The 26,780-nt window shown below is 63.7% G+C and carries 29 protein-coding genes; 6 read left to right on the forward strand and 23 right to left on the reverse strand.

Translation table 11 applies throughout. The features are described 5' to 3' along the window. Positions 1-56: 56 nt before the first annotated feature. The gene (locus BJF89_RS12055) at positions 57-1,019 is read left to right on the forward strand and encodes a TauD/TfdA family dioxygenase (protein ID WP_075815202.1); all 963 of its coding nucleotides are present in this window, start codon (positions 57-59) and stop codon (positions 1,017-1,019) included. Between the two features lie 9 nt (positions 1,020-1,028). Here BJF89_RS12055 and BJF89_RS12060 read toward each other — a convergent pair whose 3' ends face one another. Then, a complete protein-coding gene (locus tag BJF89_RS12060; protein ID WP_083650713.1) occupies positions 1,029-1,742 on the reverse strand; it encodes a phosphonatase-like hydrolase in 714 nt (237 codons plus the stop codon). Next, positions 1,739-2,509 carry a GntR family transcriptional regulator gene (locus BJF89_RS12065; protein WP_075815206.1) on the reverse strand — a complete coding sequence of 257 codons (771 nt, stop codon included), beginning with the start codon at positions 2,507-2,509 and terminating at the stop codon, positions 1,739-1,741. Before BJF89_RS12065 ends, BJF89_RS12060 begins: the two co-directional genes overlap by 4 nt. Positions 2,510-2,666: 157 nt before the next feature. Between BJF89_RS12065 and BJF89_RS12070 the strand changes: the two genes are divergently transcribed. The 4 genes from BJF89_RS12070 to phnE all read left to right on the forward strand — a co-directional run bounded on the left by BJF89_RS12070 (position 2,667) and on the right by phnE (position 6,320). Next, positions 2,667-3,725: a TIGR03364 family FAD-dependent oxidoreductase gene (locus BJF89_RS12070; protein ID WP_369803714.1), complete on the forward strand. Its 1,059-nt coding sequence runs from the start codon at positions 2,667-2,669 to the stop codon at positions 3,723-3,725. A gap of 65 nt (positions 3,726-3,790) precedes the next feature. Beyond that, positions 3,791-4,732, forward strand: a complete 942-nt coding sequence (locus BJF89_RS12075; protein WP_255372627.1) for a phosphate/phosphite/phosphonate ABC transporter substrate-binding protein — start codon at positions 3,791-3,793, stop codon at positions 4,730-4,732. Further along, positions 4,729-5,502: a phosphonate ABC transporter ATP-binding protein gene (locus BJF89_RS12080; protein ID WP_222843841.1), complete on the forward strand. Its 774-nt coding sequence runs from the start codon at positions 4,729-4,731 to the stop codon at positions 5,500-5,502. Before BJF89_RS12075 ends, BJF89_RS12080 begins: the two co-directional genes overlap by 4 nt. Next, positions 5,499-6,320, forward strand: coding sequence for a phosphonate ABC transporter, permease protein PhnE (gene phnE, locus BJF89_RS12085; RefSeq protein ID WP_075815207.1), 822 nt, complete (start codon positions 5,499-5,501; stop codon positions 6,318-6,320). The genes BJF89_RS12080 and phnE overlap by 4 nt, the downstream gene beginning before the upstream one ends. Positions 6,321-6,339: 19 nt before the next feature. Here the strand turns inward: phnE and aqpZ are convergent, their stop codons facing one another. The 17 genes from aqpZ to BJF89_RS12165 all read right to left on the reverse strand — a co-directional run bounded on the left by aqpZ (position 6,340) and on the right by BJF89_RS12165 (position 21,648). Beyond that, a complete protein-coding gene (gene aqpZ, locus BJF89_RS12090) occupies positions 6,340-7,107 on the reverse strand; it encodes an aquaporin Z (RefSeq protein ID WP_075815209.1) in 768 nt (255 codons plus the stop codon). A gap of 242 nt (positions 7,108-7,349) precedes the next feature. Beyond that, positions 7,350-8,081: an ABC transporter substrate-binding protein gene (locus BJF89_RS12095; protein ID WP_139312023.1), complete on the reverse strand. Its 732-nt coding sequence runs from the start codon at positions 8,079-8,081 to the stop codon at positions 7,350-7,352. After that, positions 8,015-8,326 carry a hypothetical protein gene (locus tag BJF89_RS18890; RefSeq protein ID WP_158026062.1) on the reverse strand — a complete coding sequence of 104 codons (312 nt, stop codon included), beginning with the start codon at positions 8,324-8,326 and terminating at the stop codon, positions 8,015-8,017. Before BJF89_RS18890 ends, BJF89_RS12095 begins: the two co-directional genes overlap by 67 nt. 52 nt (positions 8,327-8,378) lie before the next feature. Continuing rightward, a complete protein-coding gene (locus tag BJF89_RS12100) occupies positions 8,379-9,194 on the reverse strand; it encodes an ABC transporter ATP-binding protein (RefSeq protein WP_255372628.1) in 816 nt (271 codons plus the stop codon). Beyond that, complete coding sequence (locus BJF89_RS12105; RefSeq protein ID WP_083650715.1) at positions 9,187-10,116, reverse strand: ABC transporter permease; 930 nt, start codon at positions 10,114-10,116, stop codon at positions 9,187-9,189. Before BJF89_RS12105 ends, BJF89_RS12100 begins: the two co-directional genes overlap by 8 nt. Continuing rightward, positions 10,113-10,904 carry an ABC transporter permease gene (locus BJF89_RS12110; RefSeq protein ID WP_075815218.1) on the reverse strand — a complete coding sequence of 264 codons (792 nt, stop codon included), beginning with the start codon at positions 10,902-10,904 and terminating at the stop codon, positions 10,113-10,115. Before BJF89_RS12110 ends, BJF89_RS12105 begins: the two co-directional genes overlap by 4 nt. Further along, positions 10,901-12,058: an FAD-dependent monooxygenase gene (locus tag BJF89_RS12115; RefSeq protein WP_075815220.1), complete on the reverse strand. Its 1,158-nt coding sequence runs from the start codon at positions 12,056-12,058 to the stop codon at positions 10,901-10,903. Before BJF89_RS12115 ends, BJF89_RS12110 begins: the two co-directional genes overlap by 4 nt. Positions 12,059-12,114: 56 nt before the next feature. Beyond that, positions 12,115-13,215 carry an aromatic ring-hydroxylating dioxygenase subunit alpha gene (locus BJF89_RS12120; protein WP_083650717.1) on the reverse strand — a complete coding sequence of 367 codons (1,101 nt, stop codon included), beginning with the start codon at positions 13,213-13,215 and terminating at the stop codon, positions 12,115-12,117. 7 nt (positions 13,216-13,222) lie between these two features. Beyond that, the gene (locus BJF89_RS18895) at positions 13,223-13,438 is read right to left on the reverse strand and encodes a recombinase-like helix-turn-helix domain-containing protein (RefSeq protein WP_075815222.1); all 216 of its coding nucleotides are present in this window, start codon (positions 13,436-13,438) and stop codon (positions 13,223-13,225) included. A 61-nt stretch (positions 13,439-13,499) separates the two neighbouring features. After that, positions 13,500-14,459, reverse strand: coding sequence for a PDR/VanB family oxidoreductase (locus BJF89_RS12130; RefSeq protein WP_075815224.1), 960 nt, complete (start codon positions 14,457-14,459; stop codon positions 13,500-13,502). Then, complete coding sequence (locus BJF89_RS12135) at positions 14,452-16,149, reverse strand: thiamine pyrophosphate-binding protein (RefSeq protein WP_075815226.1); 1,698 nt, start codon at positions 16,147-16,149, stop codon at positions 14,452-14,454. Before BJF89_RS12135 ends, BJF89_RS12130 begins: the two co-directional genes overlap by 8 nt. After that, a complete protein-coding gene (locus BJF89_RS12140; protein WP_075815228.1) occupies positions 16,142-16,924 on the reverse strand; it encodes an SDR family oxidoreductase in 783 nt (260 codons plus the stop codon). Before BJF89_RS12140 ends, BJF89_RS12135 begins: the two co-directional genes overlap by 8 nt. Before the next feature lie 42 nt (positions 16,925-16,966). After that, the gene (locus BJF89_RS12145) at positions 16,967-17,713 is read right to left on the reverse strand and encodes an SDR family NAD(P)-dependent oxidoreductase (protein WP_038545553.1); all 747 of its coding nucleotides are present in this window, start codon (positions 17,711-17,713) and stop codon (positions 16,967-16,969) included. Positions 17,714-17,718: 5 nt separating this feature from the next. Beyond that, positions 17,719-18,237, reverse strand: a complete 519-nt coding sequence (locus BJF89_RS12150; RefSeq protein ID WP_075815229.1) for a cupin domain-containing protein — start codon at positions 18,235-18,237, stop codon at positions 17,719-17,721. A gap of 90 nt (positions 18,238-18,327) precedes the next feature. Then, positions 18,328-19,125 (reverse strand): alpha/beta fold hydrolase, encoded by a 798-nt coding sequence (locus tag BJF89_RS12155; protein WP_255372629.1) that lies wholly within the window; start codon positions 19,123-19,125, stop codon positions 18,328-18,330. Positions 19,126-19,141: 16 nt separating this feature from the next. Beyond that, positions 19,142-20,083 carry a VOC family protein gene (locus BJF89_RS12160; protein WP_075815230.1) on the reverse strand — a complete coding sequence of 314 codons (942 nt, stop codon included), beginning with the start codon at positions 20,081-20,083 and terminating at the stop codon, positions 19,142-19,144. 29 nt (positions 20,084-20,112) lie between these two features. After that, a complete protein-coding gene (locus tag BJF89_RS12165; protein ID WP_369803715.1) occupies positions 20,113-21,648 on the reverse strand; it encodes an aldehyde dehydrogenase in 1,536 nt (511 codons plus the stop codon). A 424-nt stretch (positions 21,649-22,072) separates the two neighbouring features. On the opposite strand from BJF89_RS12165, the gene BJF89_RS12170 reads away from it, so the two are divergent. Next, positions 22,073-22,732 carry a flavin reductase family protein gene (locus BJF89_RS12170; RefSeq protein WP_075815231.1) on the forward strand — a complete coding sequence of 220 codons (660 nt, stop codon included), beginning with the start codon at positions 22,073-22,075 and terminating at the stop codon, positions 22,730-22,732. Positions 22,733-22,747: 15 nt separating this feature from the next. Here BJF89_RS12170 and BJF89_RS12175 read toward each other — a convergent pair whose 3' ends face one another. The 4 genes from BJF89_RS12175 to gabT form a co-directional block, all read right to left on the reverse strand. Next, entirely contained in the window at positions 22,748-23,272 is a 525-nt protein-coding gene (locus BJF89_RS12175; RefSeq protein WP_075815232.1) for a MarR family winged helix-turn-helix transcriptional regulator, read from the reverse strand. Then, on the reverse strand, positions 23,269-23,634 hold the full coding sequence (locus BJF89_RS12180) for a RidA family protein (protein WP_075815233.1): 366 nt from the start codon (positions 23,632-23,634) through the stop codon (positions 23,269-23,271). Before BJF89_RS12180 ends, BJF89_RS12175 begins: the two co-directional genes overlap by 4 nt. A 235-nt stretch (positions 23,635-23,869) precedes the next feature. Further along, positions 23,870-25,333 carry an NAD-dependent succinate-semialdehyde dehydrogenase gene (locus BJF89_RS12185; RefSeq protein ID WP_075815234.1) on the reverse strand — a complete coding sequence of 488 codons (1,464 nt, stop codon included), beginning with the start codon at positions 25,331-25,333 and terminating at the stop codon, positions 23,870-23,872. Between the two features lie 27 nt (positions 25,334-25,360). Further along, entirely contained in the window at positions 25,361-26,701 is a 1,341-nt protein-coding gene (gene gabT / locus BJF89_RS12190) for a 4-aminobutyrate--2-oxoglutarate transaminase (protein ID WP_075815235.1), read from the reverse strand. Positions 26,702-26,780 lie beyond the last annotated feature (79 nt).

The raw sequence follows: 26,780 nt of genomic DNA on the forward strand, positions 1-26,780 counted from the left end.
CCGTCAACAAACAGACAGAGCAGTCTACTTCAGTCGACCGTTGAAAGGGAACCACCATGACCAGCACCCTCGCCGCACCGCACACCACCTCCGAACATGACACAGCCGACCGTCCGTCCATCACCCGACTCGGCCAGAACATCGGCGCCCGGATCAACGGCATAGAGCTCGGCGGCGACATCACAGACGACGAGGTCGAGTTCATCCGTACTGCCCTGGCCACCCACAAGGCCATCGTCTTCCGGAACCAGAACCTCACCGACGAGTCGCAGTACGCCTTCGCCGAACGCCTCGGCACCCCAACCCTGGCCCACCCCACCGTGCACTCCACAGGACTGGAGCGGCTCACCATCGAAGGGGCAGCGAACTCCTGGCACACGGACGTCACGTTCGTGGACCGGATCCCCAAAATCTCGATTCTCCGCGCCATCGACCTCCCTCCCTACGGTGGTGCAACCATCTGGGCCAACACCACGGCCGCCTACAAGGCGCTGCCCGAACCCCTGCGCATCCTCGCCGACAACCTCTGGGCCGTCCACTCCAACGAGTACGACTACGCCACCGGTCACCAGGAGGAGGACAAGACCGAACACCGTCGGGAGTTCACCCGCAACGTCTTCGAGACTGAACACCCGGTGGTCCACGTCCATCCGGAAACCGGCGAGCGGTCCCTGTTGCTCGGCCACTTCGTGAAAGGTTTCACCGGACTGAAACCGCGCGAGTTCCAGGACCTCTTCTCCGCCTACCAGGACCGGATCACCAAGGAAGACAACACTTTCCGGTGGAACTGGCACGACGGAGACGTGGTCTTGTGGGACAACCACGCCACCCAGCACTACGGGGTGAAGGACTTCGGGGACCATCACCGTAAGATCCGGCGCGTCACGCTCGCCGGTGCCGTCCCGACCTCGGTAGACGGTGAGAAGTCCCGGATCATCACGGGAGACGCCACCGAGTTCTCCGTCATCGATGAACCACGCCCCCTGGTCGGCTACACCGGTGACGCCGCCAACATCTGACAAACGCCCTCACCTCAGCCGCGGCACCTGGTCCAGCTCAGGAACGTCGGCGAGGCTGTCGAGAATCAGTGAATGGGGTTGCGCCGCCAGGGTCTCCCTCGGCACGGACCCCGTGAGCACACCGATGCCACGGACTCCGGCGTTCGCCGCCGCCTGCAGGTCGGCAACCGTGTCCCCCACGGAGACGACGTCGTCCACCGAGGTCACGCCGGTCAACTCCATGGCGTGGTGAATCAGGTACGGGGCCGGACGACCTGCGACCACCGTGTCCGAGGTGACCAGCGCATCCACCACGAAGCGAGCCCCGCGCTCCCGGCCCTCCCTGTCCGTGCCCGCCACGGCCCACCCGCACGCCTCCAGGACGGTGTCGGCGATGGACCGCTGGAAGCCGGTCGTCAGCGCGATCCGGGCCCCCTCCGCCCGCAGTCGCGACAGGACGTCCTCCACCCCATCGATGGGGCGCGGTGGCTGGTCAGCGTACGCATGGCGGAGCCCGTCCATGAAGTCGGCGAACACTTCGGCGACCTCACCGTCGGAGGTGTCGCGCCCGCCCGCACTGAGCAGAGAGGCGATCGCCGACCTCTTCTCGGTCCCCTTGACCGCGTTGACCTGGTCGGACGTCACCTCCACGCCGCGGCGTTCAACACAGTCACGGAGTTGCCGGTAGACGATCCCGTCTTCGTTGACGGTGGTTCCTGCGATGTCGCAGACGATGAGAGTCATGATGCTGTCCTGTCGGTGGCGGGGAACCGCGAGAGACCCGCGGCTCCGGAACGGGTGTTGACCACGGTGAAAGCCGCCCTGTCGGGCAGGTACCGGTCATCGGCGATCTCTAGCAGCCGACCACGCGGATCACTGGTACGACGTTGTACCCGCAGCAGCGGGGCCCCCGGTGTGACGCCGAGGTGGTCGGCATCGGCATCGGGGGCAGCGAGGGCGTCGATGCGGTTCTCCGCCCGGTACAGTTCCACGCCCCGGCCGGTGAGGTGCTCGTAGATCGAGCCGGTGTCTGTGTCGAAGTCGAAGAGATGACGTCCGACCTCCGGCGGGAAGACGGCACGTTCGAGCATCGCAGGCGTCCCGTCCATGGTGCGCAGCCGCAGGACCTCGACGACGGGGGAACCGGGTTCCAGGTCGAATGATGCAGTCACCTCGTCCTCGCCGGGGCGCCGTGCCAGTTCCAGGGTTCGTTGGCCCGGCACGGCACCGATCGAGCGGCACCACTCGGTGAAGGAGAGCAGTGTCGTGAAGCTCTGCGAACTGGCGCGGGACTGCACGATCGACCGACGGCCCTGCCCGCCGGACAACAGGCCCTCATGCCGCAGTGCCGTGACGGCCTGCCGGACGGGGCTGCGTGACGAGTTGAACCGACGGCAGAGTTCGGCCTCGCTGGGGATCGGGTCGCCAGGGCGCAGTTCACCTGAAGTGATCAGGTCACGGAGATAGTCCTGGAGTTGTACGTGCAAGTTCGGAGCACGGTCGGAGTACATGGTCGTCGAGGTTAGCAGCCACCACCTGCATAATGCCTACAGAATCGAGAGAACCTGCGGGGAACATGTCATGAATGAACAGTGAACACGTGAACTGTTCATGAACTTGTACGTACAAGTGTGGACAGGTCTCTCCCGCCACCCCACAATGAAGACCATGACCGACACAGCAGACCTCATCGTCGTCGGCGCCGGCATCCTCGGCCTGGCCACAGCCTGGAGAGCACACCGTCACGGCCTCTCCGTCCACGTCATCGACCGCGCCGACCGACCCGTCGGAGCATCCATCCAGAACTTCGGACACGCCTGCTTCACCGCTCAGGCCGACGACCTCCAGGACCTCGGGGCCGTCTCCGCCGACGGCTGGGCCGCCGCCGCAGCCGACGCCGGCTTCCGGGCGTCCCGTCCCGGCACCGTCCTGCCCGCAGTCACCCCGACAGAAATGCAGGTCCTCGAGGAGTTCCACGCCCACCGTGGTGATGACGTCCAGCTCATCGCGCGCGGTACCGTCCGCGACCTGATCGGCAATCCGGACCTCGACTGTGTGGGAGGCGCCCACCTGCCACGGGACATGCGTGTCAACCCGCGCGAGGCAGCGCCCGCACTCGCCCGGCACCTCGCGACCCGGGGCGTGCGCTTCAGCTGGCGGACCTCCGTGCACACCGTCGGCGACGGCGAGGCGCACACCAGTCGCGGGGTGTTCCGCGCACCACAGATCGTCGTCTGCCCCGGTGAACACCTCAACGACACCCACCCCGACCTCGTCACCGACCACGACATCCGCACCTGCACGCTCACCATGGCCCTCATCGACCGGCCGTCCGGCACACCGGACGATCTCGCGATGCTCACCGGCACCTCCATGACCAGGTACGACGGAATCGCCGCCATGCCCTCGGTCGACGACCTCCGACGCGAACTCGTCGACCGCGAACCCGCCCTCACCGAGGCCATCGCCAACGTCATGGCCACCGCCGTGCCCGACGGGATCCTCGTCGGCGACTCCCACGACTACGACCCCTCCCCCGACCCGTTCATCGACGCAGCGCAGTCTGACCTGCTGCTCGACCGCACCGCCCGCTACCTCGGCATCTCACGGCCCGTCGTGCGTCAACGCTGGAAGGGCGGTACGCCGACTCCCCCTCGACGAATCTCGTCCTGCACCACCCGGACGATCGCACCACCGTCGCCGTGGTCACCTCCGGTATCGGCATGACCCTCTCCTTCGGTATCGCCGACCTCATCCTCACCGGGGCCGACGCCCCCGGTAGATAACCCTCCGTGAAAGGCACCACCATGCCGAACGCACGCCGCACCGCCAGCGCCACTGTGCTCACTGTGCTCACTGTGCTCACTGTGCTCCTGGCCACCACCGCCTGTGCCCCCGGCGGCCGCGGTCCGGACGACCCCGTCTGCCCGAACGGCACGATCGCCTTCGGCATCGAACCCTACGAGGCCCCCGACAAACTCGAACCCGCCTACCAGTTGATCGCCGACGACCTCAGCGACACCCTCGACTGCGAGGTCGACGTCCAGATCGTCGAAGACTACTCGGCCGAGGTACTCGCCATGCGCAACGGTTCGCTCAACCTCGGCCAGTTCGGGCCCCTCGGGTACGTCTTCGCCGACCGCATCGCCGATGCCGAACCCATCGTCTCCTTCGGGGACGCCGACGGAAAGCTCTCCACCTACACCGCCGGAATCTGGGTGTCGAAGGACTCCCCCGTCCAGAGCATCGGGGATCTGCGGGGCCGTCAACTCGCGCTCGGCGGGGTCGGCTCCACCTCGGGCGACGCCCTGCCCCGCATGGCCGTCTCTGAAGCGGGGCTTTCCGAGGACGACCTCACCATGGACTACACCGGCGGGCACCCCGAGGCCCTGCTGGCGCTGAAGAACGGTGCCGTCGACGCCGCCCAGATCAACTCACAGACGCTGACCAGCGCCACCGCCGAAGGCACCTTCAACCCCGACGACTTCCGGCAGATCTGGACATCCGACCCGATCCCCAACGACCCGATCACCATCCCCGGTGACGCCAACCCCGAGCTCAAGAAGAATCTCCGCGAAGCGCTCACCAGCCTCAGCCCGGAGACCGTCACTGAGGTCGCCGCCTTCCTCGACGTCGATCCCCCCGGTCCCCTCGTCACCGTCACCAAGGACGACTACCGCTCGCTCTTCCACCTCGCCGATGAACTCGGCATGACCCCTGAGGACGTCGAATGACCGACCAGACAGCTGCCACCATGCCCCATCCCACCGACTTCACCACCGAACGCCTCGTCCGTGTCACCCACATCTCCAAGTGCTTCGGCGACAACCACGTCCTGCACGACATCTCCCTGGATGCCCACCGCGGCGAAATGGTCGCGCTGCTCGGGGCGAACGGCAGCGGAAAGTCGACGGCCCTCCGCATCATGGCCGGCCTCGACACCCACGACCGCGGAGACGTCTCCGTCCCCGCAGGTGTCGGCACCGCAATGATCTTCCAGAAAGTGCACCTCGTCCCACGGCGAACCGTCCTGGACAACGTCTGTGCAGGCGGTCTCGCCCACATCCCCGGCTGGCGCAGCCTGACACCACTGACCTTCCCGACGTCGCTCAAAGAGGAAGCGATGGGTTGCCTGGAGCGTGTCGGCCTCGCCGACCGTGCGCACCATCGGGCAGGATCCCTGTCCGGTGGCCAGCAGCAACGCGTCGCCGTCGCCCGGGCACTGTGTCAACGCGCCTCGGTGATCCTCGCCGACGAACCGACCTCGGCTCTCGACCCCACCGCCGCCCACCAGGTCATGGAGCTGCTCCGTGACATCACCCGTGACGCGGACGTCGCCTGCATCGCGGTGGTCCACCAACCAGAACTCGCGCTGAACTACTGCGACTCCGTCATCGGGCTGTACCAGGGGCGGGTTGCGTTCAACCAACCGTCCACACTGACCGATCTCGACACCATCTCACGCCTCTACACCACCGACGGGAAACCGGAGAACCAGCGATGACCACCACAGCCCCTTCCCCCGTCACGTCCTCACCCGTACCCCGACAGGACAACACCCGCAGAAACATCGGTTGGACAGTGGGACTTATCGCCCTGGTGACCGTGCACTGGGTGGCGGTCAGCAGCACCGACTTCTACCTGGAACGACTCATCGCCGGCTGGTCGAACATCGTCAGCTTCTTCGCCGAGGCCATCCCGCCGGACCTCGACTGGGACAACGTCATCCGACCAGGACTGGACGGCCTGCTCACCACACTGTGGATCGGCCTGCTCGGCACGACATTCTCCGTCCCCTTCGCCGCAGTGCTCGCCATGGGCGCCGCCCGCACCGTGACGTCCAACAGGATCATCTACCAGGCGTGCCGCAGCATCCTATCCTTCCTGCGCGCCGTACCCGACATCGTCTTCGCACTGATCCTCATCACCGCGGTAGGACTCGGCCCTTTCGCCGGGGTCATGGCGCTGATCCTCCACAACACCGGAGTGATGGGCAAACTCTGGGCCGAGGCAGTCGAGGACACCGACCAGGGCCCCCAGACCGCACTGCGCACCGCCGGGGCGTCCCGCCTGCAACAGATCACACACGCCACCGTGCCGATGTCCCTGCCGCAGATCACCGGTCTACTGCTCTACCGCTTCGACGTGAATGTCCGTAGTTCGCTGGTCCTCGGGCTCGTCGGCGCCGGCGGGATCGGGCTTCTGATCAACCGGTCGATCAAGACCTTCCAGTTCGACGAGATGTTCACCTACATCATCATGGTGCTCATCCTCGTCGTGCTCGTCGACCAGTTCTCCGCCTGGCTGCGACGCCGGCTGTAGGGCCCTGAAACACGTCGGGTCAGTTGCGCGCCCCGACCCTGGCCTCCTCCTCCGCAGCAGGCTCGTCCTCGTCCCCGGTGAGGAAGGCGTAACTCACACCCGCGATCGCGGCACCGACCAACGGGGCGACGATGAACAGCCACACCTGACCGAGGGCGCCCCCACCCGCGAACCACGCCACACCCAGCGACCGGGCCGGGTTCACCGAGGTATTGGACACCGGGATGGAGATGAGGTGAATCAAGGTGAGGGTCAGGCCGATGGCCAGCGGGGCGAACCCAGCCGGGGCCTTCTTCGAGGTGACGCCCAGGATCACCCACAGGAACACGGCGGTCAGCACAACCTCGGTGAGCGCGACCGCGGCGAGGGAGTAACCGTCCGGGGACAGGTCACCGTAGCCGTTGGTGGCGAAACCGGACTCTGACGCGCTGAAGCCGTCCTTCCCGTCCGCAATGACCCACAGCACCGCACCGGCCACCGTGGCGCCGACGACCTGGGTCACCCAGTAGGGCACGACAGCGGACCACTCGACGCGTTTCGCGACTGCGCAGCCGAGCGTCACCGCCGGATTGAAGTGTCCGCCGGAGATGTGGCCGACGGCGTAGGCGGCCGTGACCACGGTCAGACCGAAGGCAAGAGCGACACCGACGAAGCCGATGCCCATGTTGATGGTGTCGTCCGAGACGACCTTCGCGGCGAGGACGGCAGAACCGCACCCGCCGAAGACCAGCCAGAACGTGCCGAGGAACTCAGCCCAGAGTCTCTTGGACATGGGAGGGGTGTACATGGTGTCTCCTTGTTCAGTTGTGCCACAGGGGCGGTACCTCTTAGTAACACGATTCCCGCATAATGGGAATACCCTGCATAAAGAATTCTGCGTGGACAGAAGCGGACGTTCTACTTGCCCACGGCACCATGCGAACCGGGCCCGGAGGCCGCGAGTCAGATCAACTCACGGCCTCCAGGCCCGGTCCTGTGCTGGTGCGAAGGTGGTCAGGTGCTCCGGTTCAGTACCTACGCACGGCGCCCTCACTCTCCCCCGGACCAGGCGAATTCAGAGGCATCATAGTCGCCGCTGATGATGTCCTGCTCAATCATCAGGTCGGCGATGTGCTGCAACGCGCCCTCGTCCATCTCAGTGAAGAAGACGGGCATCGGTATGTCCTGTGCAGTCCCCTCATCCATCTTGGCGATAGACGGTATCCAGTCTCGCCATGCCTGTTCATTCGCCAGAATGTCTTCGTTCGCGGCGTACAGCGCACGTGCGAACGCGGATGCTGTCTTCGGGTTGTTGTCGAGAAACTTCTTGCTGGACACGATGTTCGACGTGGCGATCTCTTTGTTCGGGCCGTCGGTCAGGTCAATAATCTGACGCATACCGGCAGCCCACGCTGCGCTGAGGAACGGCTCCGGCGAGTAGCCGACGTCAATCGCACCAGACTGGACTCCGGTGAGCATCTCGGTGAAGGGAACCTCAATGAATGTGGGCTTGACGTCCACACCCAGGGAATCTGCGAGCGCATTGAAGGTCACGTCACCGGTATTGTTGGTGTTGTTGATACCAATCGTCTTTCCGTCCAGATCCTCAATACCCTGGATATCTGAATCAGGATCGACATACATCGCGATAGAGTTGTCAGCCGATCCACTCACGAGCGCGGCAGTCTCGATCGGCATGCCGTTGTCGGTAGCACTTACGGTGTTGAACGTGGTCGACGTGGTGAAATCGAGTTCGCCGCTGGCAACCATTTGCGCCCCCACGGGCCCACCCTGCACAGCTCGATGGAAACGTTGAGGCCCTCATCCTCGAAGAACCCGTTCTCTTCGGCCCACCACAGCGTGGAATAGTCGGCAAGCGGCAGCGCACCGACACTGATGTCGGTCTGCTCGATGCCGTTGGGGCCAGCGCCTCCCGTCGAGGAATCAGCTCCTCCTCCACATGCGGATGCGGTGATCAGAAGAGTCGCCGCGCCCATCGCACCGACCGCTCTCGTTGTCTTGAACATTCTTCCTCCAAAGTCGATGCGACGTACAGAAGACCGCATGTCGCGAGTGTGATCAGGTGTGACGAATCTCAGCCGCAGTAGCCGACGGCCGGAGAAGCGACGTGACATGCGCACGGATATCGATGAACTCCTTCGATGTCTTGGTGCTCAGGTGGTCACGCGGACGCTCCAGACCAACATTGATCACCTCTGCCACCACACTCGGCGGTTTCGACAGCACCACGATCTGGTCCGCCAGGTAGACGCTTTCGTCAATGTCGTGGGTGACGACCAGGACGGTGACCCCCAACCGGGCCTGGATGGTCATCAGCAAGTCCTCCAAGTCGGCGCGGGTCTGCGCATCCACGGAGGCGTACGGTTCATCCATCAACAGTAGCTTCGGCTCTGAGGCGAGAGCGCGGGCTATTGCCACCCGCTGCTGCATGCCACCGGACATCTGCCACGGGTAAAGCTGTTCCTTTCCCGCTAGGCCGACGGCGTCGATACTCTCCCGGACCCTTCTTTTCCGCTCCTCGGCGGGCAGGCTGCGGATCGGGAACGCGATGTTCTTGTCGACTCGCATCCAGGGGAACAAGGAACGCGAATAGTCCTGGAAGACCATCGCCAGGCCTTCGGGAACGCCGTTGACCTGTTCTCCTTCGAAGACGGCGGTGCCCTCGCTGGGTTTCTCCAACCCCGAGATCATCCGCAGCAGCGTGGATTTCCCACAGCCGGACGGGCCGACGATCACCGTGATGTTGTGAGCGGGGACAGTGGCCGTAATCGACCGCACCGCGAGGTTACCTCCGTACCGTTTGGACAGTCCGTCCAGCTCAAGCTCCGGAGGAGCCATGGCGGACGTCGTCGTTGTAGCAGTTGTGTCAGTCATTTTGAGCAGTGACTCCTCTGTGCCACGCCAGGACGCGGCGTTCAATGGTCTTGAAGATGACGTTGAAGACCACACCGATGATGACGAGCATGATCAGTACGGCGAAGAAGGTTCCGAAATCGAAGTTGCGTTGCGATTGGATGAGCAGGAAGCCAAGCCCGTTCTCCGAACGCTGTAGTTCCGAGATGATCATCATGATCAACGAGTAGGACATGGAGGTACGGATTCCGGCGAATATCTTGGGTGCAGCGCCAGGAAGGACGATGAAGACGAGCACCCTGTACGCCGGGATACGGAAGACCTGCGCGGCTTGCGACCGTGCCTCTCCCACCGCGCCGACGCCGTCAATGGTGTTGAGCAGAACCGGCCACACTACGGCGAATGCGATGAGGAAGATCTTCGGCGCGTCCCCGATGCCGAACAGGATGAAGAAAACTCCCAGAAGGGCAGGGGACGGCAATGACCGCCCCAGGTGCACCAGCGGCTGGAACAGTCCGGTGAGGATCGTGGACATGCCCAGCGCTACACCGACGACGATGCCGACAATGATCGCCAGGCCGAGACCGACGAGCGCACGGTAGAGGCTTGGAAGAGTGTGGTCCACCACGGCAGTGCCTAGGATGAATTCGTTCCAGAATGTCTGGACCGCCTCGTAGGGAGTGGGGACGAAGAGGCCACTGGTCTCTCCCAGTGACACTATCCACCAGGCGACGACAATGAGGACCGGCACACTGAGCCGTAGCAGCACCGTCCGTCCCGCTGCTGCCGTCCGGGTTCGAGGGCCGCCTGACGTCCGTGACTGCGATGTTGCCTCAGCCGGACTCCTCCGGCCACCTGTGCGTCCCGGGACCACCCCCGTCGTTCCTGTCCCGACGTGTGGGTTCCTCGCCGTCCGAGGGGGTGTGTTGGTCAGATCAGTCATTGTTCCAGTCCTCTCTTCCAGGCGAACAGGAGGGAATCGGCCTGTGCGAGCACCAGGTTGACGATCACGCCGATGATGCCGGCGATGACGGTCGCCGCGTAGACCGCGTCCAGGTTCACAGCATTCGCCGACTGAGTCAGGATGAAGCCACCTATACCGGACCCGTCCCCGACGAGGAGTTCAACCGACACCGCGACGAGCAAACCGATGGATGCTGAAATGCGGATGCCCGTGAACGCGAAAGGGAGGGCGGCGGGGATCTTGATCCTTGCCAGGATCTGCATGCTGGTGAGACCGAAAGTGCGGGCGGTATTCACTGACGTGGGGTCCACCCCACGTACCCCGTACATTGTGTTGAGCAGGATCGGCCAGACACAGGCCAGTGCGACGGCAATAGACAGCGACATCATCCCCCGCCCGGCGAGAAGCACAAGGATCGGTGCCAGCGCGACCGACGGCAAGACGCGGAACGCCTCCACCGGCCATTCAAAGGCCGTGTGCCAGGCGGAGAAGGCACCCATCAAACCGCCCAGCACCACACCGGCAATGCAGGCCAGGAGCATCCCCAACCCCCACTCCCCCAAGGTGAACAGGACTTCGCTCCAGAACCCGGCATCGGGTAAGAGATCGATCGCGCCCCCGATAACCTGGCTCGGGATCGGGAGTCCCTCCGTGGTGATGATGCCGGACCGCAGGATGACCTCAGCAACGAGGCCACTGCCGACGACACCGAGGATGCCGAGGCCGACTGCACTGGGAGTGGAGAGGGGGTCACGTACGACTTTCACTGGTGGCTCCTCTCCGTCGTCGGCAGGGCGAGTGGGACGTTCCACGCGTCGTAGTCGTACAACCAATCGGCCTCATCGCCGGATTTGAGCCAGTCGTTGGCGCGTGAGGTCAACTGGATACGGGCGGTGCGCTCGTGACGGGCCTCCTCGTACGCACGTAGGCGCGCAGGCACTGACACGTCGCGGCCTTCAGTCAGCGCTCGGCACAGCACCACCGCGTCTTCGATTGCCTGTCCGGCCCCCTGCGCCATGAACGGTGTCATGGGATGACACGCGTCCCCGAGAAGGGTGACCCGGTTGTCGCTCCACCGTGGCATCGGATCGCGTACCCTCAGTGCAGACTTCATCACCTGGTCGCAGGCACCGAGGATCTCAGCCACCTCGGGATGGAAGTCGGCGTACTGCTCACGGAACTCAGTCGCGTTGGCCGTGGTGGTCCATGATTCCGCAGTCCATTCCTCCTCACCGGCCGTTGCGAAGACGAAGAGGTCCTGTCCACGGTTCAGAGGGAACGTGACCAGTTGCCGTTCAGAGTCTGGACCCCACCACTTGGTGAACGAGTCCAGGTTCGGTACACCAGGCAGTCGGGAACCCGGGACAACCGTCCGGTAAGCGACGAGCCCGGTGTACTCGGCGTCCTGTTCCCCGAACAGACTGTCGCGCACCACGGAGTGGATGCCGTCCGCACCCACCAGGACGTCGGCCTCGACGGGCGGTTGACCGCTGCTGAAATGCAGTCGCACACGGTCGTCGAGGTTCTCGACCTGCCCGAGACGATGCCCCAGGTGGAGCACATCATCGGGAAGCAGTGCACGGAGGGCGTCAAGCAGGCTGGCACGGTGCACCGTCAACTGTGGTGCCCCGTACCGTTCCTCCGCCGAATCTCCCATCGGAAGGTCCGACGTGACCTCTCCACTGTCCCAACGACGACTCAACCGTCGCCGAGGCCGGGCACCGGTGGTCCGGAGCGTGGCACCGACCTCAGTGTGCAGTCCGTCGAGAGCGCGTGTCGAATTCGGCGTCAGGTTCACGTCTGCACCGACCTGACCGAACTCCGGAGCCTGTTCGTACACCGCGACGTCCACGCCGCGTTGAATCAGGCCCAGTGCCAGCGCGAGTCCGCCGACACCACCACCTGCGATTGCTGTCTTCATTCTCTTCTCCTTGAGTCTGCAGGAACCGGTGGTGTCGTCATCCGCCGGTTGCCCTGTTAAGCGGTTGCAGCTGTTGCTTCGGTCGTGTTCCGGTTCCCGGTAGGCCTGGTGCGTGCACCGCCGGACGGGCCGCTGCCTGCCATGGCCTTCGCCTGCCGCTTCGCCTGTTTCCGGAACAACCGGCGGATCCGCATCACCCCGAGATCATGCTGGTACAGGTTCTCGGCGGCATCGGCGTCCGGCGCCATCCCCTCGAGCATGATCCGGTCCTGTTCGAGCACTTCCCAGTGCCGCGGTTCCAGGGTTGTCTTGTACAGGAAACGCCAGGTGTCGCGGAGCCAACCCGACACCTTCCGGTAACGCCAGAAGAACACTCCACAGCTGGTCGCATCGATCGGGATAACCATCCCGACGATGCCGAATGCACCACCGGGGCCGGCCGACGGCGGGTACGGAATAGAAAGGTCGACCCAGTCGGCACCGGTGTCGCACAACTCCACCCAGTCAAAGTTCACGCCAACCTGATCGGTCTTTTCGAAGAAGAACCCCCGATCAGACTCACGGATCTGGAACTTCGCCTTCGTATCTCCCTCCGACATCGAGTGTGAGTCGTGGTGGAGGAACGTCCCGTGCATCGGGTCGAGCAGGTTCTCCAGGCCGAAGCGCCAGTTGCAGTCCCACTCGGCGTAGCACAGGAAAGAGGAGATCCCGTCGTCGGTGAGCGGGTCCGGGAAGGTCAGTTCGGCGGGTTCCGCGTCGGCGTCAGTACCGAACCATGCGAAGACCGCACCCGCGAGTTCCCGGACAACCGGAGCGGTCACCAGTCGCTGTCCTTCGATCTCACATCCGGGCATGCCCGGTACTGCCCGCACAGTTCCGGTGCCGTCAACCTGGACACCGTGGTACTTGCATCCGACACGGTCGCCCAGGTGAGTGGCCTGGCTCAGCGGAGCACCACGGTGGGGACACCGGTCCTCCAACATGCTCACTTTTCCAGCGGTATCGCGGTACAGGATCCAGTCCTGTCCGAGCCGACGGAGCTTCTCAATCCGTCCGGGCTGGATGAAGGAGGACGGGCACACCGCATACCAGCGGTCACGGAGGCCGTTCCTGTACAGGAAGTCCTCGGAAATTTCGGGGCTGTAGTAGTTGGCCATTGGTCATTCACTCTCCCAGTCGTGCCATTTCATTTCGGAAGCTCTCCGCAGTCCACGGAGCACCGCCCGGGCCTGGGACATCAGCGTCGTTGAGTCCTTCTGCCAGTGATTCGGGCGATTCAGAGCCGGCGGAGAACAGGCGCTCAACGGCATGCGCCAGCTGCAGTTCATAGTTAGACGGTGCACCGTCACGGGCTTGTGTCGGTTCGAGGTATCGGGTCATAGCTCTGAAATCCTTTGCAGGTTGGTGGTGGGTAATTGGAGCGACAGGTGTGGATGGTTTGTCAGATTTCGAGTTCAAGGACGTCGCTCTTGGCCCGGGACACGCAGATGAGCATCGTCTCCCCGGATTCCCTCTCTTCCGACGACAACAGAGAGTCCCTGTGGTCGGGAACACCGGAGATGATGTCGGTTTCGCAGGTTCCGCAGGTCCCCTCCCGGCAAGAGTGAGGGACGTCGATGCCAGCGGCCTCGAGTTGCTCCATGATGGTGCAACCGACCGGAACGTTCACCTCCACGTCACTGTCGATGCAGCGGACCGTGAACTCACGCTCGCCCTCGGGCGGCGGCTCGATCGTCCTGGCGACAAAACGTTCACAGTGGAAGGTGCCGGCAGGCCAGCCGTCCGCCCTCTTCTCGACGGCGTCGAGTAGACCACCGGGGCCGCAGACGTACACTTCCCGCTCTCCGCTGTCCGCGCCGTCGAGGATGGTGTCGAGGTCGAGAACACCTTCCCGGTCATCGGAGGTGACGGTGAGCTCTCCGGACAGGTCGGCGAGCTCATCAAGGAACGCCATCGAGGCCCGGCTGCGTCCGCCGTAGTAGAGACGGAACTCCCGGCCGGTGGTGGCAGCGGCCCGCGCCATGGCGAGGATCGGGGTGATTCCGATCCCGCCGGCGATGAGGGTCAGGGGCTTACCGTTGTCGCTGACCTCGAAATTGTTCCTGGGTTCGGACATCATCACCTCATGTCCGGGACGCAGGACGTCGTGGACATGGCGGGAGCCACCCCTGCCCACCACTTCCCTGAGGACGCCGATCCTGTAGTGACTGGTGTCGTCCGGGTCGCTGCACAGGGAGTACTGGCGGATCAGACCGTCGCCGACCGCGACGTCGACATGTGCGCCCGGCGTCCACTCCGGCAGGTCACTACCGTCTGTCCGGATCAGCTCCAGGGAGAGCACTCCCTCGGCTTCGACCCGCATCGAGCGAATCATCACAGGGATCGTGCACAGGTCACTCATCGTCGTCCACCTCCGCTGATTCGTTATCGGGGACGGTGACCGGCGGGGTGAACGGTGACGGCATATCCCCGTAGGATGCGAGATCGACCTCGACGACGACGGCAGATTTCAGTGCCACGGCGTCACGCAGGACCTCACGGACCTCGTCCGGTGAGCTGATCCGGGCGTAGTCAAGTCCGCAGGACGCGGAAAGCATCCTGAAATCAGGTGTGGTCAGGTCGACCCCGGCGCGTTCATTGCCCATGGAGTCCTGCATGTTTCGCAGCACTCCGTAACCAGCGTCGTTGAACACCAGCAGAATCAGCCAGGGATTCTCCTGTGCCAAGGTCAGGATCTCGCCCAGGTGGACAGCCAGACCCCCGTCACCACAGATGGCGACGGCGGGTTGGTCGGGAACAGCGGCCGCAGCCCCGATAGCCATCCCCAGACCCTGCCCAATGCCACCGCCGCGGGGAAAGATATTGACCTCCGGGGCGGGCATAGGCAGCAGCCGGTTGCCCCAGGAACTGGACGCGATAGTGACGTCGCGGGCGATGGGAGACTCCGCTGGAACGACCTCGCGAATCACGTCAACGAATTCTGCGTGCGCACCGATCGCAGTGCGCTGGCGGCTGCGACACTCCTGCCGTGCTGCCACGACGCGGCCCCGCCACTCCTTGTCGGACCGGAGCTTGCCCCGGTTCTCGACGAGGTAGTCAAGGGCGGCCGCCGCGTCACCGTGCACACCGGCGGTCGCCGGATACACGCGTCCGATGGCGTCCTCATCCTGGTCAACCTGGATGTGGATGGTCGGCATCTCCACTGAATAATCTGAGGTTTCGTTGGACCGGAAGTGGGTTCCGATGGTCAGGAGGCAGTCCGCCTCGCTGAGCAGTGCACGCCCGACGGGACTTGATGCGTAGTTCCCGACACACAGATCATGGTCCTCGGGGATCGCTCCGCGCCCAGAGTTGCTGGTGAGTACACCTGCACCCCAGGACTCGCACAACCGGGTGACGAGACGGCGGGCATCGCGACCGGTAGCTCCACCGCCAAGCCACAGCAGGGGACGACGGGCGGAGGAGAGCAGCGCGAGCATACGATCGAGATCGGCGTCGGCAGGGTTGCGGGTACTGACCGGGGTGAGCAGGTCCTCTCGTGGGGTCCCCGGGTCACTCGTCGCGGCAAACTGCAGATCGATCGGCCACTCCACGCTGACGGGGCCGCCGACCGCATCCGCTGCCAGGCAGGCCGCATTGCGCAGGACGGAGGCTGCTTCATCAGCGCTGGTAATCGTGTAAGCGGCACGGGAGACGGCATCCAGCATGCCTTTCTGGTCCCGAGTTTCGTGGATGAAACCCCGACCCGACCCCAGGTAACGGCTCTGGATCTGGCCGGTGATGTGAAGGACCGAGGTCGCCGAACTCAGTGATTCGATCAGTGATCCCGCTGCGTTGCCGGCTCCGGTACCCGTGCTGGTCAGTGCGCATCCGATGGTGCCACTGGCACGGGCGTAACCGTCCGCGGCGTTGACTGCCGAGGCTTCATGGCGGACGGGGACGAACCGGAGCCGGCGGGACACCTCTTCCACCAGAGGGAGATTGTGGACGGAGATGACACCGAACACGGTGTCCACCCCGGCATCAGCCAAGACGTCAGACAGGAGCTCACCGCCGTTGCGGTATGTGGTCGGGGACGTTGAATCAGACATATCGATTTACTCCTCCGGCGACATCGATCGTGGCGCCAGTGATATAGGACGCGCAGGGGGACAACAGAAATGAGATGACGGGCGCGACCTCGTCGGCCCGTCCGAAGCGTCCGAGGACGATGCCCCGGTCATTGGCGACCTCGTGGGAGAAAGCCTCGTAACTGGGGTAGTCACTCATCTGTTCAAAACGACGCCGCCATTGGCCGGTGTCGATGAGACCGAGGCAGACTGAGTTCACACGGATACGATCCGCCGCCAGACTCTGGGAGAGAGATTTCGTGAGGTTCAGTAGCCCGGCACGCGCAGCGGAGGTCGCGGCGAGCGCAGGTTCTGGTTGGCGGGCGAGCACAGCGTTGAGGTTGACCATTGCCGGAGTCTCCGCCTCCGCCATGAGCGGAATCAGGTGCGCAACGCTGTGGAGCACCGGGGTGAACTTGAGCGAGAGTTCGTCCTGCCAGTCCGCCGGGGTCATGTCAGAAAGCGGAACCATCCGGGACCCGCCGGCGTTGTTCACCACGCCGTCGAGAATCCCGAACCGCTCACTGACTTTGTCCGCCATCGCGCGCATGTCGGTTTCCGAACGCACATCACACTCAACGGCGGTCACCAGGTCAGGCCTCGACAGGGTGGGAAGGGCGCGCCGCAGATTCTCGAGGTTCCGGGCACAGGTGACGACATTCGCGCCTTCCCTGGTCAGAACATCGACGGTCGCGAGTCCTATGCCGGAACTCCCTCCCGTCACCACAAACGTCTTTCCGCTGAGATTCAGGTCCATTGTCTGTCCCTCCTTTCTTTGTTTCGGGTAAGCGCCGGAGCTTCAGCGGAAGACAAATCCGCCATTGACGAGAATTTCCTGGCCGGTAATAAAACTTCCCTGGTCATCGAGAAGAAGCCGTACGACACCTGTGATGTCATTGGGTTCCTGGTCTCGGAGCAGTGCACGTTGACGGCGATACTCCTCGTGACGCTTTTCCGGCACCTTCAGAGCAGACTCCGAGTGTGTGAGCCCCGGCGAGACGGTATTCACGGTGATGCCGTACGGCCCGAGGTCGGTGGCGCTGGCGCGGGTGAGAGCTGCGAGGCCGCCCTTGGAAGCTATGTAGTGTGCGAGATTCGCGGAGCCGTTCGTTGCCGCGTCTGAGCCGATGTTGACGATCGAACCACCACCTGCCTCGATGATCAGCGGTGCGACGGTCCTGGTCATGAGGAAGGTGCCGCGTAAGTTCACCGACACGACGCGGTCCCAGTCTTCGATGGGAATCTCGTGTACCGGAGAGCCGCCGACTCCGTCCGCCAGTGCCGCGCAATTCACGAGACCGTGAAGTGGTCCCGCTTCCTTCAGATCTTTGCCGAGTTCCCCGACCGACTCCGGGTCCGAGATATCCACGGCCACTGGGGATGCCGACCCTCCTGCGTTGATAATCCGGCGTGCAGTGTCTTCCACTGCGTCCTGCCGTATATCGGCGACCCAGAGATGCCAGCCGCACCGGGCGAGATCCAGGGCGATTGTCCGTCCGAGGCCTCGCCCCGCTCCGGTGACGAGAAGTGTCCGTGGAATCGTCATCGTTCTCAGTCCCTGGTGATCCCGTACATTGCGGATGTCTCGGGGTACGTGGGGATCTCCGGCTTCTGTGCACCGATGATGACACAGAAGAGGGCCGGCTTATCGGTGTTGTTCTTGAGGCTGCGGGGCACACCTGCAGGGACGACGATCATGTCCCGGTAACCCAGGGTGCGGGTCACGATGTCGGTCCCGCGATGGACGCTGACGTCGACCTCACCCTCGAGGACGAAGAACGCCTCTTCAACGTCATTGTGGGTGTGCTCGGGCCCCTCGGCACCGGCCGGAAGCAGCATATTCGAGAAAGTGAACCCGCGGGACTGGATCGTCCGGGAGTCAGTGTCGTGGTTACCGGTGGCACCGGAGCCGACGTAGCGGATCTGGGCGCGGGCAAACTGGTCACCCGCCTTCGTCTGGAAATTGAGAGTGTCCCAGTCCTCATAGCGGGAATCACGCGTGAGCACGAGGGAGTCAGTGAACTCCTCGAGATTCGAGTTGTCGTAGGTGAGTTCTGCGGTGGAGGTCATGGTCTTGAGCCCTTTCTGATGGTTCGCCGTTACGGAGTTGCAGCAGCGAGTGGGGTTGATTTGCGGTATTTTTCGGATTCCCGCATTCGCTCAGCGATAAGAGCGAATGAGGAGACCCAGGTGGTGAAGCTCTCCGGGGCTTCGAGGTTGGCGAGGTGTCCGGCGTCGCGGATTTCCACCCCGACTGCCCGGGATCCCGGCGATGAGCGGGACCGCCGCCTTCCGTCCGGTGACGATGTCCTTCTCACCCCACAGGACGAGGGTGGGGCTGGTGATTCCATCGAGGTCGCCGGAGTTGTCGGTCGTCGCCATGGATTCGGCGGCATACCGGTAACCGGGGAGACGGATCGAATTCGCCATGAGGGACACCGCGCGACTTCTGATCATCTCGCTGGCTTCCGGAGAGACGAGGCGGACAGCCCGTTGCCGGGCGAACGCCTCCACACCGGTGCGCTCGATATCGTCGGGCCTCGTGCGCATGCTCTCAGCCTGCTCCGCACTGGTTCCGGAACCGACCGTCGAGGAGCCCAGGATCAGGCCCCGGACCAGATCAGGATGTCGCAGTGCGAGTCGTGTGGCGATGACTCCACCCCAGGACATTCCGACGACGTGAGCGCCAGCGGTGAAACATGCCCTGATGCACTCGGCAGCGGCATCGGCAAAGTCATCCATGGTCATGGGCTTGTCTGGATCAGCCGACCGCCCGTATCCCGGTGCATCCCAGGTGACGACACGGTGTTCATCCGACAGCAGAGGAAGTTGGTCCTGGAACACGTCGCCGGAGCTCCCGATACCGTGGAGCATGAACAGGGGGATTCCGTCACCGGTTTCCGTGAGATGGATCCCGAGGGGGCCTTCCCTCACGGAAGGGCCCGATTGTGTGGTCATCATCGTCATCCTTTCGTCAACTGGCTTTGTCCGCTGGGAGCAGGTGGAAGGAACCCTCGTCGGGGACGCCGGCCATGTGGGAGCGGACATCTTTGCTCGGTGGGCCGGCGGTACCCCAGGTGTCGGACAGCTCAGGTGTCCGGCGCCACACCTTGCACAACCACTGGTCCTCGTCGACCTGGGCAATCTCAGAGGTGTACTCGCAAACAAGCCCTGCCGGATCACCGAAGTACGAGAAGGTGTTGTCCCCGGGACCGTGCCTCCCTGGACCCCACAGTGGGGTCATACCGGTCTGCTTAAGCCTGCCGATGCCCCGCATGAAGTCGTTGACGGTCGGCATCTCGTAGGCAACATGGTTGACGGACGCCCACTCCGCCTGATTGAAGGCGATGGAGTGATGGTCGGTGTTGCATCGCATGAAGGCCATCTGATGCTCCGACCAGTCGGATACCCTCATACCCAGGACATCGCGGTAGAAGTCCACGGATTTGTCGATATCCGCGGTGTTGAGCACGACGTGCGCGATGTTCTTGGGGATCGCGTCACTGGTGTACCTCTCCGGCACCGCCCAGAAATCGGCGAGCAACTCGATGAGACGGCCCTCGGGATCAAGGAAACTGACGCTGTAGCCTGCGCCTGCGTTGTCCGCAGGGCCGGGGCCGAAGACGATCGGGATGTTCCTCGCTTCGAGACGGCGGGCAGCTTCGTCGACCTCGGCCGGAGTTCCGACGGCAAAGCAGATACGTCCCAGACCGTTCTTCGGAGCATCGGTCAGCTGAAGGATGTGGTGCTCGGATCCGGTGCCCCGGAGCCAGGAGCTTCCCTCCTCCTGTTCAACGACATCGAGTCCCCATGCACCCGAGTAGAAGTCGGCGGAGTCGGAGAGTGCGCTGGTGCGCAGCTCCACGAAGCGGACCTTTCGCAACTGCGCGATGGGTGGATGATATGCGGTGGTCATGATGTCTCCTTTTTGTGCTGATTGGTCGCTCAGTGCTGTCCCCAGGTCATGGGGGTCGATTCGAGCCCCCAGTAGAGACTCTTCCGTTTCGAGTACTCGGCGAGGCCGTCCATTCCCTTGTCCACCCCCAGCCCAGAATCCTTGAACCCGGAGAACGGGGTGGAGATGCTGAACTGCTTGTAGGTGTTGATCCAGACCGTGCCGGCATCGATCGCGCCAGCGAGTCGGTGCGCGCGGAGGAAGTCGGGCGTCCAGATGCCGACCGCGAGGCCGTAAACGGTGTCGTTGGCTTGAGCGATGAGATCGTCGTCACCCTCGTAGGGAAGGCAGACAAGGACCGGACCGAAGATTTCCTCCTGGCAGGTGGCGCTGGAATTGCCGAGTCCCTCGATGACGGTGGGTTCGTAGTACGTACCGGCGGCAAGTGCCGGATCGTCAGGGGCTTTCCCGCCGCACAGGATGGCGCCGCCCTCGCTCCGTGCCCTGTCCACGTACCAGGCCACGGACTCCCGATGTCTACGGTGTACGAGAGGGCCGACGTCCGTGTCCGGGTCGACTCCCGGGCCAATGTGCAGGGCACGAGCGCGACGGACCAGTTCGTCGACAAAGCCCCGGTAGATGGACTGGTGGACAAAGAGTCGCGATCCCGCGATACAGCTCTGCCCGCTCGACGAAAAGATACCGAACAGTACACCTTGGAGGGCTTGTTCGATGTCCGCATCCTCGCAGACGATTGTCGGGGATTTTCCACCGAGCTCCAGTGTCGTCGGGATAAGGCGCTCGGCCGCCTGGTGAGCGATCAACTTGCCTGCGGAGGTACCGCCGGTGAAAGAGATCTTGGCAATCGCAGGATGGCCGGTTATGGCGTCACCGATCACTGAGCTCTTCCCTGGCAGCACAGTGACCAATCCTTCAGGTAAACCGGACTCCACCACGATTTCCATCAGCGCCATCGCAACGAGGGGTGTCCACTCAGCTGGCTTGAGGACGACAGCGTTTCCTGCCGCAAGTGCAGGCGCGATCTTCTGTGCGTCCGAGGCGACCGGCGAGTTCCAGGGGGTTATCGCCGCGACGACCCCGAGTGGTTCAAGAACGCTCACCGTCTGCCACGGGCCACGTCGTGGGGTGACGGGCTCCTCGCGGGATTCCACAGCCGACGCGTAGTAGCGGAACGTACCGGCAGCACTCGCAACGAGCTTGCGGGTTTCCGACAGGGTCTTGCCGGTATTCAGTGTCTGGATAGTGGCCAACCGATCCAGGTTATCCACCATCAGGTCCGCGATCGTGCGGAGATAGCCACCGCGCTCATGCGGCAACAAGTCCTTCCACCCGGAGTACAGGAAGGCCTCAGAAGCTGCATCAATGGCCTGCGTGGCCTGGTCCGCCGAGATCTGGTGGATCGTCTGTACGGCCTGCCCCGTAGCTGGGTCAATGACCGTGAACGAACCGCCGTCGCCGGTGACCCAGTCACCGCCCAGCCGGAACGCGTCGGTGACGAGCGGAGCTGTGGGGGGCTGTGTCCCTCGGACCGCCTCCTGGCTCGTCCTCTCGGTTGTGGTGGTCACGTGGTCAGCTCCTCTTACATCCGCTTGATTACTTACCGCTTTACTATTTTGCGCAATGTTATTGATGTGACTGACGGCACTCAATAGGTGCGACGAGATATCCGCCCGTCAGAATCACCTTCTTAGGGTCAGCTCCCCCTAAGAAGCACTGTTCAGCGCTAAGATGTTAACCGAAAAGAAATATTTGATGCGATACCGGAACTCACCCCCGTCATCCACCCCCGATCAGACCTCGCCCATCAGAACGGCATCAGATTCACACTCACTGAACTGGGAATATGCCAACTCGCAGGCGTCACAGCAGTTAGCCGTACCCCCGAACACGGGGATGTAGAATGCGGCTGCCGACATACATAAACTCAGCTGACGCTTTTGCCGGTGTAGGGGCATCAGGTGTTCAGCATCGACAACGAAAGCGCAGGCGATGACAGACAGCTCGACCGACGCGGTCCGTGACACCCATTTTTATGAGCCTGGATCCGGCACCGGGCTCCCCCACTCGCCTTTCAATGCGATCATCGCGCCGCGTCCGATCGGCTGGATTTCCAGCCAATCGACGGATGGCGTCCTCAACCTCGCGCCATTCAGCTTCTTCAATGCTTTCAACTACGAGCCGCCGATCATTGGCTTCGCGAGCAACGGCCCTAAAGACACCCTCGCCAATGCGGAAGCCACGGGAGAGTTTTGCTGGAACCTCGTGACGGACGGTCTTGCCTCGGCAATGAACGCCACCTCGGCACCAGTTCCTCGGGAAGTCGATGAATTCACATTGTCCGGACTCACGCCCGGTACCTCACGCATCGTGCGTGCACCCCACGTCACCGAGTCCCCTGTAGTCTTCGAATGCCGGACCACACAGGTCGTCCCCCTCCAGACTCTGACCGGCACAGTCACGGAGACCCGCGTAGTCTTCGGCGAAGTCGTCGGCGTCCACATCGCCCGGGAGCTACTCGTCGATGGGATCTACCAGACCGCGCTGGCAAAACCCGTCCTACGTGCGGGTGGACCGGGTGACTACTTCGGTCTCGACAGTGCGCAGAAATTCACGATGCAGCGTCCGAACGGTCATATGACGACCACGTAGGCTACGGGGGAAAGCTCAGCCCGACTGATCCTCCCCGTCACTGTCAAGCGATACAAAGAGTTTGCGGAGCAGTTCGGCCAGCTGCTGGCGGTCTACGCTGTCCAGCCCCTCAAGCAGTTCCGCCTCCCTGGCGAAATGTCGGCGTGACACCCGTGCAATCAGTTCCTCGCCCGACTCGGTGAGTCGCACACTCACGGCTCGGCGGTCTTTACGGCCGCGTATCCTCTCCACGAGCCCCGCATCCTCGAGCCGATTGAGCCGCAGGGAAACCCCACCAGAAGTGACCAACGCCTGTTCCGACAGTTGCGACGGTGTGAGAGAAGCCCCCTTCCCTGCCCTCTTCAGGGACGCCAGAACATCAAAACCAGCCTGGTTGATGCCGTACTCTTCGAACGTCTCACTGATGATGTGGCTGTAAAGCAGGTAGGTCCGGTGCAGACGGCCGAATACTTCGAGAGGACTGACGTCCAGGTCGGGGTCGACAACACCCCACTGGTCGACAATGTGATCGACATAGTCCACTGCCCTCTCGGACTTCATTCGCCGCCTTCCGATGTCACGGCGATAGCATCAATCTCGACGGAGGCACCGTAAGGAAGCCTGGAGACCTCGAGGAAGGTCCTGGCAGCCCCAGTCGCAGCGAAGTTCTCGCGGAACTGCTGGTTGGCCTCTTCCCGGAGCGACAGGTCAGTGACGTAATAGGTCAGTTTCACAACGTCATCAGGGCGCCCACCAGCAGTGGCCAATCGCTCTGTCATGCGCTGCAACGCAGCGTCCAGCGAGTCTCTGCGGCCTGGAACCGGGCGGTAGTCAGCATCGACTGACAATGCCCCGGACACGTAGATGTGATCGCCCGCCCGTTTCGCGGGGCTGTACGGGTGGTCGGTGGACACGTCAGACATGGTTACTCTCTCCGTCGGGTGGTGGTCGCAAAGTATCTTAGCGAATAAACGCTTAGTGAGCAATAATTCCTCGTCCCTAACCGATGAGGGTCCACCGTTCACCAAACACGAGAACCGGGCCCGGAGGCCGCGAGTCAGATCAACTCACGGCCCCCAGGCCCGGTCTTGTGCTGGCGCGCCTCTGGCATCGGCAGGGACGGTTTCCGAGTCCGATGGCGCACGTCCCGCGCGTACCTCAGTTCAGCGCGATGTACCGCGCCTCCAGGTACTCCTCGATGCCCTCACTGCCGCCTTCCCGTCCGAAGCCGGACTGCTTCACGCCGCCGAAAGGCGCCGCGGCATCAGAGATCGCACCACGGTTGATGCCGACCATGCCGGCTTCGAGGTTCGCGGCCAGATACTGGGCATTCTCCAGCGAGCTGGCGAAACCGTAGGCGGCCAGGCCGAACTCTGTGTCGTTGGCCATCGCCACGCCCTCCTCCAGGCCGTCGAAGGTGGTGACCGTGGCGACGGGACCGAAGATCTCCTCGCGGAGGATCCGGGCGTCCTTCGGGACGTCCTTCAGAACGGTCGCCGGGTAGAAGTGACCCGGGCCGTCCGGCACCTCGCCGCCGGTGGTGACCGTCGCGCCGGCCTCGACGGCCTCAGAGACGAGTTCGGCGATTCCGTCACGCTGCTTGGCGGTGATCATCGGGCCGAGGGTGGTGCCCTCGTCCATGCCATGCCCCATGGTGACCTGCGACATCGACTCGGTGAGGCGCTGCGTGAACTCCTCGGCAACGGACGCGTCGACGAGGAAACGGTTCGCGGCGATGCAAGCCTCACCACCGTTGCGCATCTTCGCCGCCATCGCCCCGGACAGGGCGAGGTCGAGATCAGCATCGGCGGCGATAACGAAGGGCGCGTTTCCGCCGAGTTCCATCGACGTGCGCAACAGCTGGTCGGCGGACTGGCGGACCAGCGTCGCCCCGACCGGCGTGGAGCCGGTGAAGGTCACCTTGCGCAGCCGGTCATCGGCCATCAGCGTCTCGGAGATCGCACCGGAGTGGGTCGACGGGACGATGGTGACCAGGCCGGAGAGGTCCCCGAACTCATCACTGACCTCGTCGAGCGCCTGCCGGATGACCTCGCCGACGAGAATCATCGTCAACGGGGTCTCCTTCGCCGGCTTGACCACCACAGGGCAACCTGCAGCCAGGGCCGGGGCTATCTTGCGGGTGGCCATCGCCAGCGGGAAGTTCCACGGGGTGATCGCGAGAACCGGTCCCACCGGATGCTTGGAGACGAGGATGTGTCCGTTGCCGGCGGGGGCCTGGGTGAACCGTCCCGGGATGCGGACGGCTTCCCCGGCGAACCACCGGAAGTAGCTGTTGCCGTAGGTGACCTCACCGCGAGCCTCGGCGAGGGGCTTGCCCATCTCCAGGGTCATGGTGGTGGCGAAGTCTTCGGCGCGCTCGTTGATGATGTCGAAGACGCGCGTGATGACATCCGACCGGCGCTGCGGGGGGACGTTCTCCCAGATCTTCTGGGCGTCCACGGCCCGGCCGAGAGCGTCGAGCGCGTCATCGGCAGAACGGTCGGGCACGGTGACGAGCACCTCGCCGGTGGCGGGGTCCTCGACATCGAAAGTGCTGTCGACCTCGCCCACCTGGGCGGCGAGCAGGTCGGTCAGGTCGGACGGGAGTGTGCGGTTGGTCATGGCGGTTGTTCCTCCTGTTTCTCTCGTCTACTTGCCTACACCGTTATCGCGGATCGCGTCGGCGAGTACGCCGAGACCATCCCTGAGCAGGTCTTCAGTGATCACCAGCGGCGGAAGCAGCCGGACGACATTGCCGTCCATTCCGCAGGTCAGGATGAGCACGCCCTGCTTCTTGCAGGCGTCGGCCACAGCCTTGGTGGTGGCGGCGTCCGGACGCCCGTCGGCATCGGTGAACTCGAGAGCGATCATCGCACCTCGTCCCCGGACCTCGGCGAGCCCGGTCTCGGCGCCGACCAGCGGTTCAAGGACCTCACGGACGATCGACTCGATCTCCCGCGCCCGGCCGTTCAGGTCGAGGGTCTCCATCTGGTCGACGGCTGCGAGTGCTGCGGCGCAGGCGACGGGATTGCCACCGTAGGTGCCGCCGAGGCCACCGGGGTGCGGTGCGTCCATGATCTCGGAGCGTCCGACCACCGCTGACAGCGGCATACCACCGGCCACGCCCTTGGCGATGGTGACGAGGTCCGGGACGACATTCTCATGGTCGGAGGCGAACCAGTCGCCGGTGCGGCACAGGCCGGCCTGGATCTCGTCGGCCACGAAGACGACGTCGTTGTCGCGGCACCAGTCGGCGAGGGCGGGCAGGAAGCCCTCAGCGGGATCGATGAACCCACCCTCTCCCTGGATCGGCTCAATGACGACACACGCCAGGTTGGATGCACCGACCTGCTGTTCGAGAGCAGTGATCGCCCGCTCGGCGGCGTCCTGGCCGGACAGTCCGTCGCGCAGCGGGTAGGACACCGGTGCGCGGTAGACCTCGGAGGCGAACGGCCCGAAGCCGGACTTGTAGGGCATGTTCTTCGCGGTCATGGCCATCGTCAGATTGGTACGACCGTGGTAGGCCCGGTCGAAGACGGCGACACCGTTGCGTCCGGTGTAGCTGCGGGCGATCTTGACGGCGTTCTCCACAGCTTCCGAGCCGGAGTTGAACAGCACGGTGCGCTTCTCGTGGTCACCCGGGGTGATCTCGGCCAGCTTCTCGGCGATGCGGATGTAGGACTCGTAGGGCGAGATCATGAAACAGGTGTGGGTGAAATGCGAGGCAGCGTCACTGACCGCGTCGACCACCGCCTGGTTGGATGCGCCGACCGTCGTGACGGCGATACCGGAGGCGAAGTCGACGAAAGAGTTTCCGTCAGCGTCGACGAGGACTCCACCGTCCGCATCGACGATGTAATGCGGGAGGTTCGGGGTCACCGCCCGGGGGACGACGGCGTCCCGGCGTGCGGCCAGGGCCGTGCTCTCGGGGCCGGGTCCGGAGGTGACGAGTGTGCGTTCCTGCGGGAGGCGGTAGTTGAGGTCCTTCATCGGGATTCTCCTTGTCGTTCTGTTCGGGATCGGTCTTCCGGTGTTCGTGGGTGCCATTATGCGCTGCACCGTGATCTCG

Source organism: Corynebacterium sp. CNJ-954 (genome assembly GCF_001942345.1).
Taxonomy (GTDB): Bacteria; Actinomycetota; Actinomycetes; order Mycobacteriales; family Mycobacteriaceae; genus Corynebacterium.

Bases quoted from the DNA above. Each gene is read 5' to 3' on its own strand.
- BJF89_RS12055 (WP_075815202.1), top strand. From the start codon at position 57: ATGACCAGCACCCTCGCCGCACCGCACACCACCTCCGAACATGACACA.
- BJF89_RS12060 (WP_083650713.1), bottom strand. From the start codon at position 1,742: ATGACTCTCATCGTCTGCGACATCGCAGGAACCACCGTCAACGAAGAC.
- BJF89_RS12065 (WP_075815206.1), bottom strand. From the start codon at position 2,509: ATGTACTCCGACCGTGCTCCGAACTTGCACGTACAACTCCAGGACTAT.
- BJF89_RS12070 (WP_369803714.1), top strand. From the start codon at position 2,667: ATGACCGACACAGCAGACCTCATCGTCGTCGGCGCCGGCATCCTCGGC.
- BJF89_RS12080 (WP_222843841.1), top strand. From the start codon at position 4,729: ATGACCGACCAGACAGCTGCCACCATGCCCCATCCCACCGACTTCACC.
- phnE (WP_075815207.1), top strand. From the start codon at position 5,499: ATGACCACCACAGCCCCTTCCCCCGTCACGTCCTCACCCGTACCCCGA.
- aqpZ (WP_075815209.1), bottom strand. From the start codon at position 7,107: ATGTACACCCCTCCCATGTCCAAGAGACTCTGGGCTGAGTTCCTCGGC.
- BJF89_RS18890 (WP_158026062.1), bottom strand. From the start codon at position 8,326: ATGTTCAAGACAACGAGAGCGGTCGGTGCGATGGGCGCGGCGACTCTT.
- BJF89_RS12100 (WP_255372628.1), bottom strand. From the start codon at position 9,194: ATGACTGACACAACTGCTACAACGACGACGTCCGCCATGGCTCCTCCG.
- BJF89_RS12105 (WP_083650715.1), bottom strand. From the start codon at position 10,116: ATGACTGATCTGACCAACACACCCCCTCGGACGGCGAGGAACCCACAC.
- BJF89_RS12115 (WP_075815220.1), bottom strand. From the start codon at position 12,058: ATGAAGACAGCAATCGCAGGTGGTGGTGTCGGCGGACTCGCGCTGGCA.
- BJF89_RS12120 (WP_083650717.1), bottom strand. From the start codon at position 13,215: ATGGCCAACTACTACAGCCCCGAAATTTCCGAGGACTTCCTGTACAGG.
- BJF89_RS18895 (WP_075815222.1), bottom strand. From the start codon at position 13,438: ATGACCCGATACCTCGAACCGACACAAGCCCGTGACGGTGCACCGTCT.
- BJF89_RS12130 (WP_075815224.1), bottom strand. From the start codon at position 14,459: ATGAGTGACCTGTGCACGATCCCTGTGATGATTCGCTCGATGCGGGTC.
- BJF89_RS12135 (WP_075815226.1), bottom strand. From the start codon at position 16,149: ATGTCTGATTCAACGTCCCCGACCACATACCGCAACGGCGGTGAGCTC.
- BJF89_RS12140 (WP_075815228.1), bottom strand. From the start codon at position 16,924: ATGGACCTGAATCTCAGCGGAAAGACGTTTGTGGTGACGGGAGGGAGT.
- BJF89_RS12145 (WP_038545553.1), bottom strand. From the start codon at position 17,713: ATGACGATTCCACGGACACTTCTCGTCACCGGAGCGGGGCGAGGCCTC.
- BJF89_RS12150 (WP_075815229.1), bottom strand. From the start codon at position 18,237: ATGACCTCCACCGCAGAACTCACCTACGACAACTCGAATCTCGAGGAG.
- BJF89_RS12155 (WP_255372629.1), bottom strand. From the start codon at position 19,125: ATGACCACACAATCGGGCCCTTCCGTGAGGGAAGGCCCCCTCGGGATC.
- BJF89_RS12160 (WP_075815230.1), bottom strand. From the start codon at position 20,083: ATGACCACCGCATATCATCCACCCATCGCGCAGTTGCGAAAGGTCCGC.
- BJF89_RS12170 (WP_075815231.1), top strand. From the start codon at position 22,073: ATGACAGACAGCTCGACCGACGCGGTCCGTGACACCCATTTTTATGAG.
- BJF89_RS12175 (WP_075815232.1), bottom strand. From the start codon at position 23,272: ATGAAGTCCGAGAGGGCAGTGGACTATGTCGATCACATTGTCGACCAG.
- BJF89_RS12180 (WP_075815233.1), bottom strand. From the start codon at position 23,634: ATGTCTGACGTGTCCACCGACCACCCGTACAGCCCCGCGAAACGGGCG.
- BJF89_RS12185 (WP_075815234.1), bottom strand. From the start codon at position 25,333: ATGACCAACCGCACACTCCCGTCCGACCTGACCGACCTGCTCGCCGCC.
- gabT (WP_075815235.1), bottom strand. From the start codon at position 26,701: ATGAAGGACCTCAACTACCGCCTCCCGCAGGAACGCACACTCGTCACC.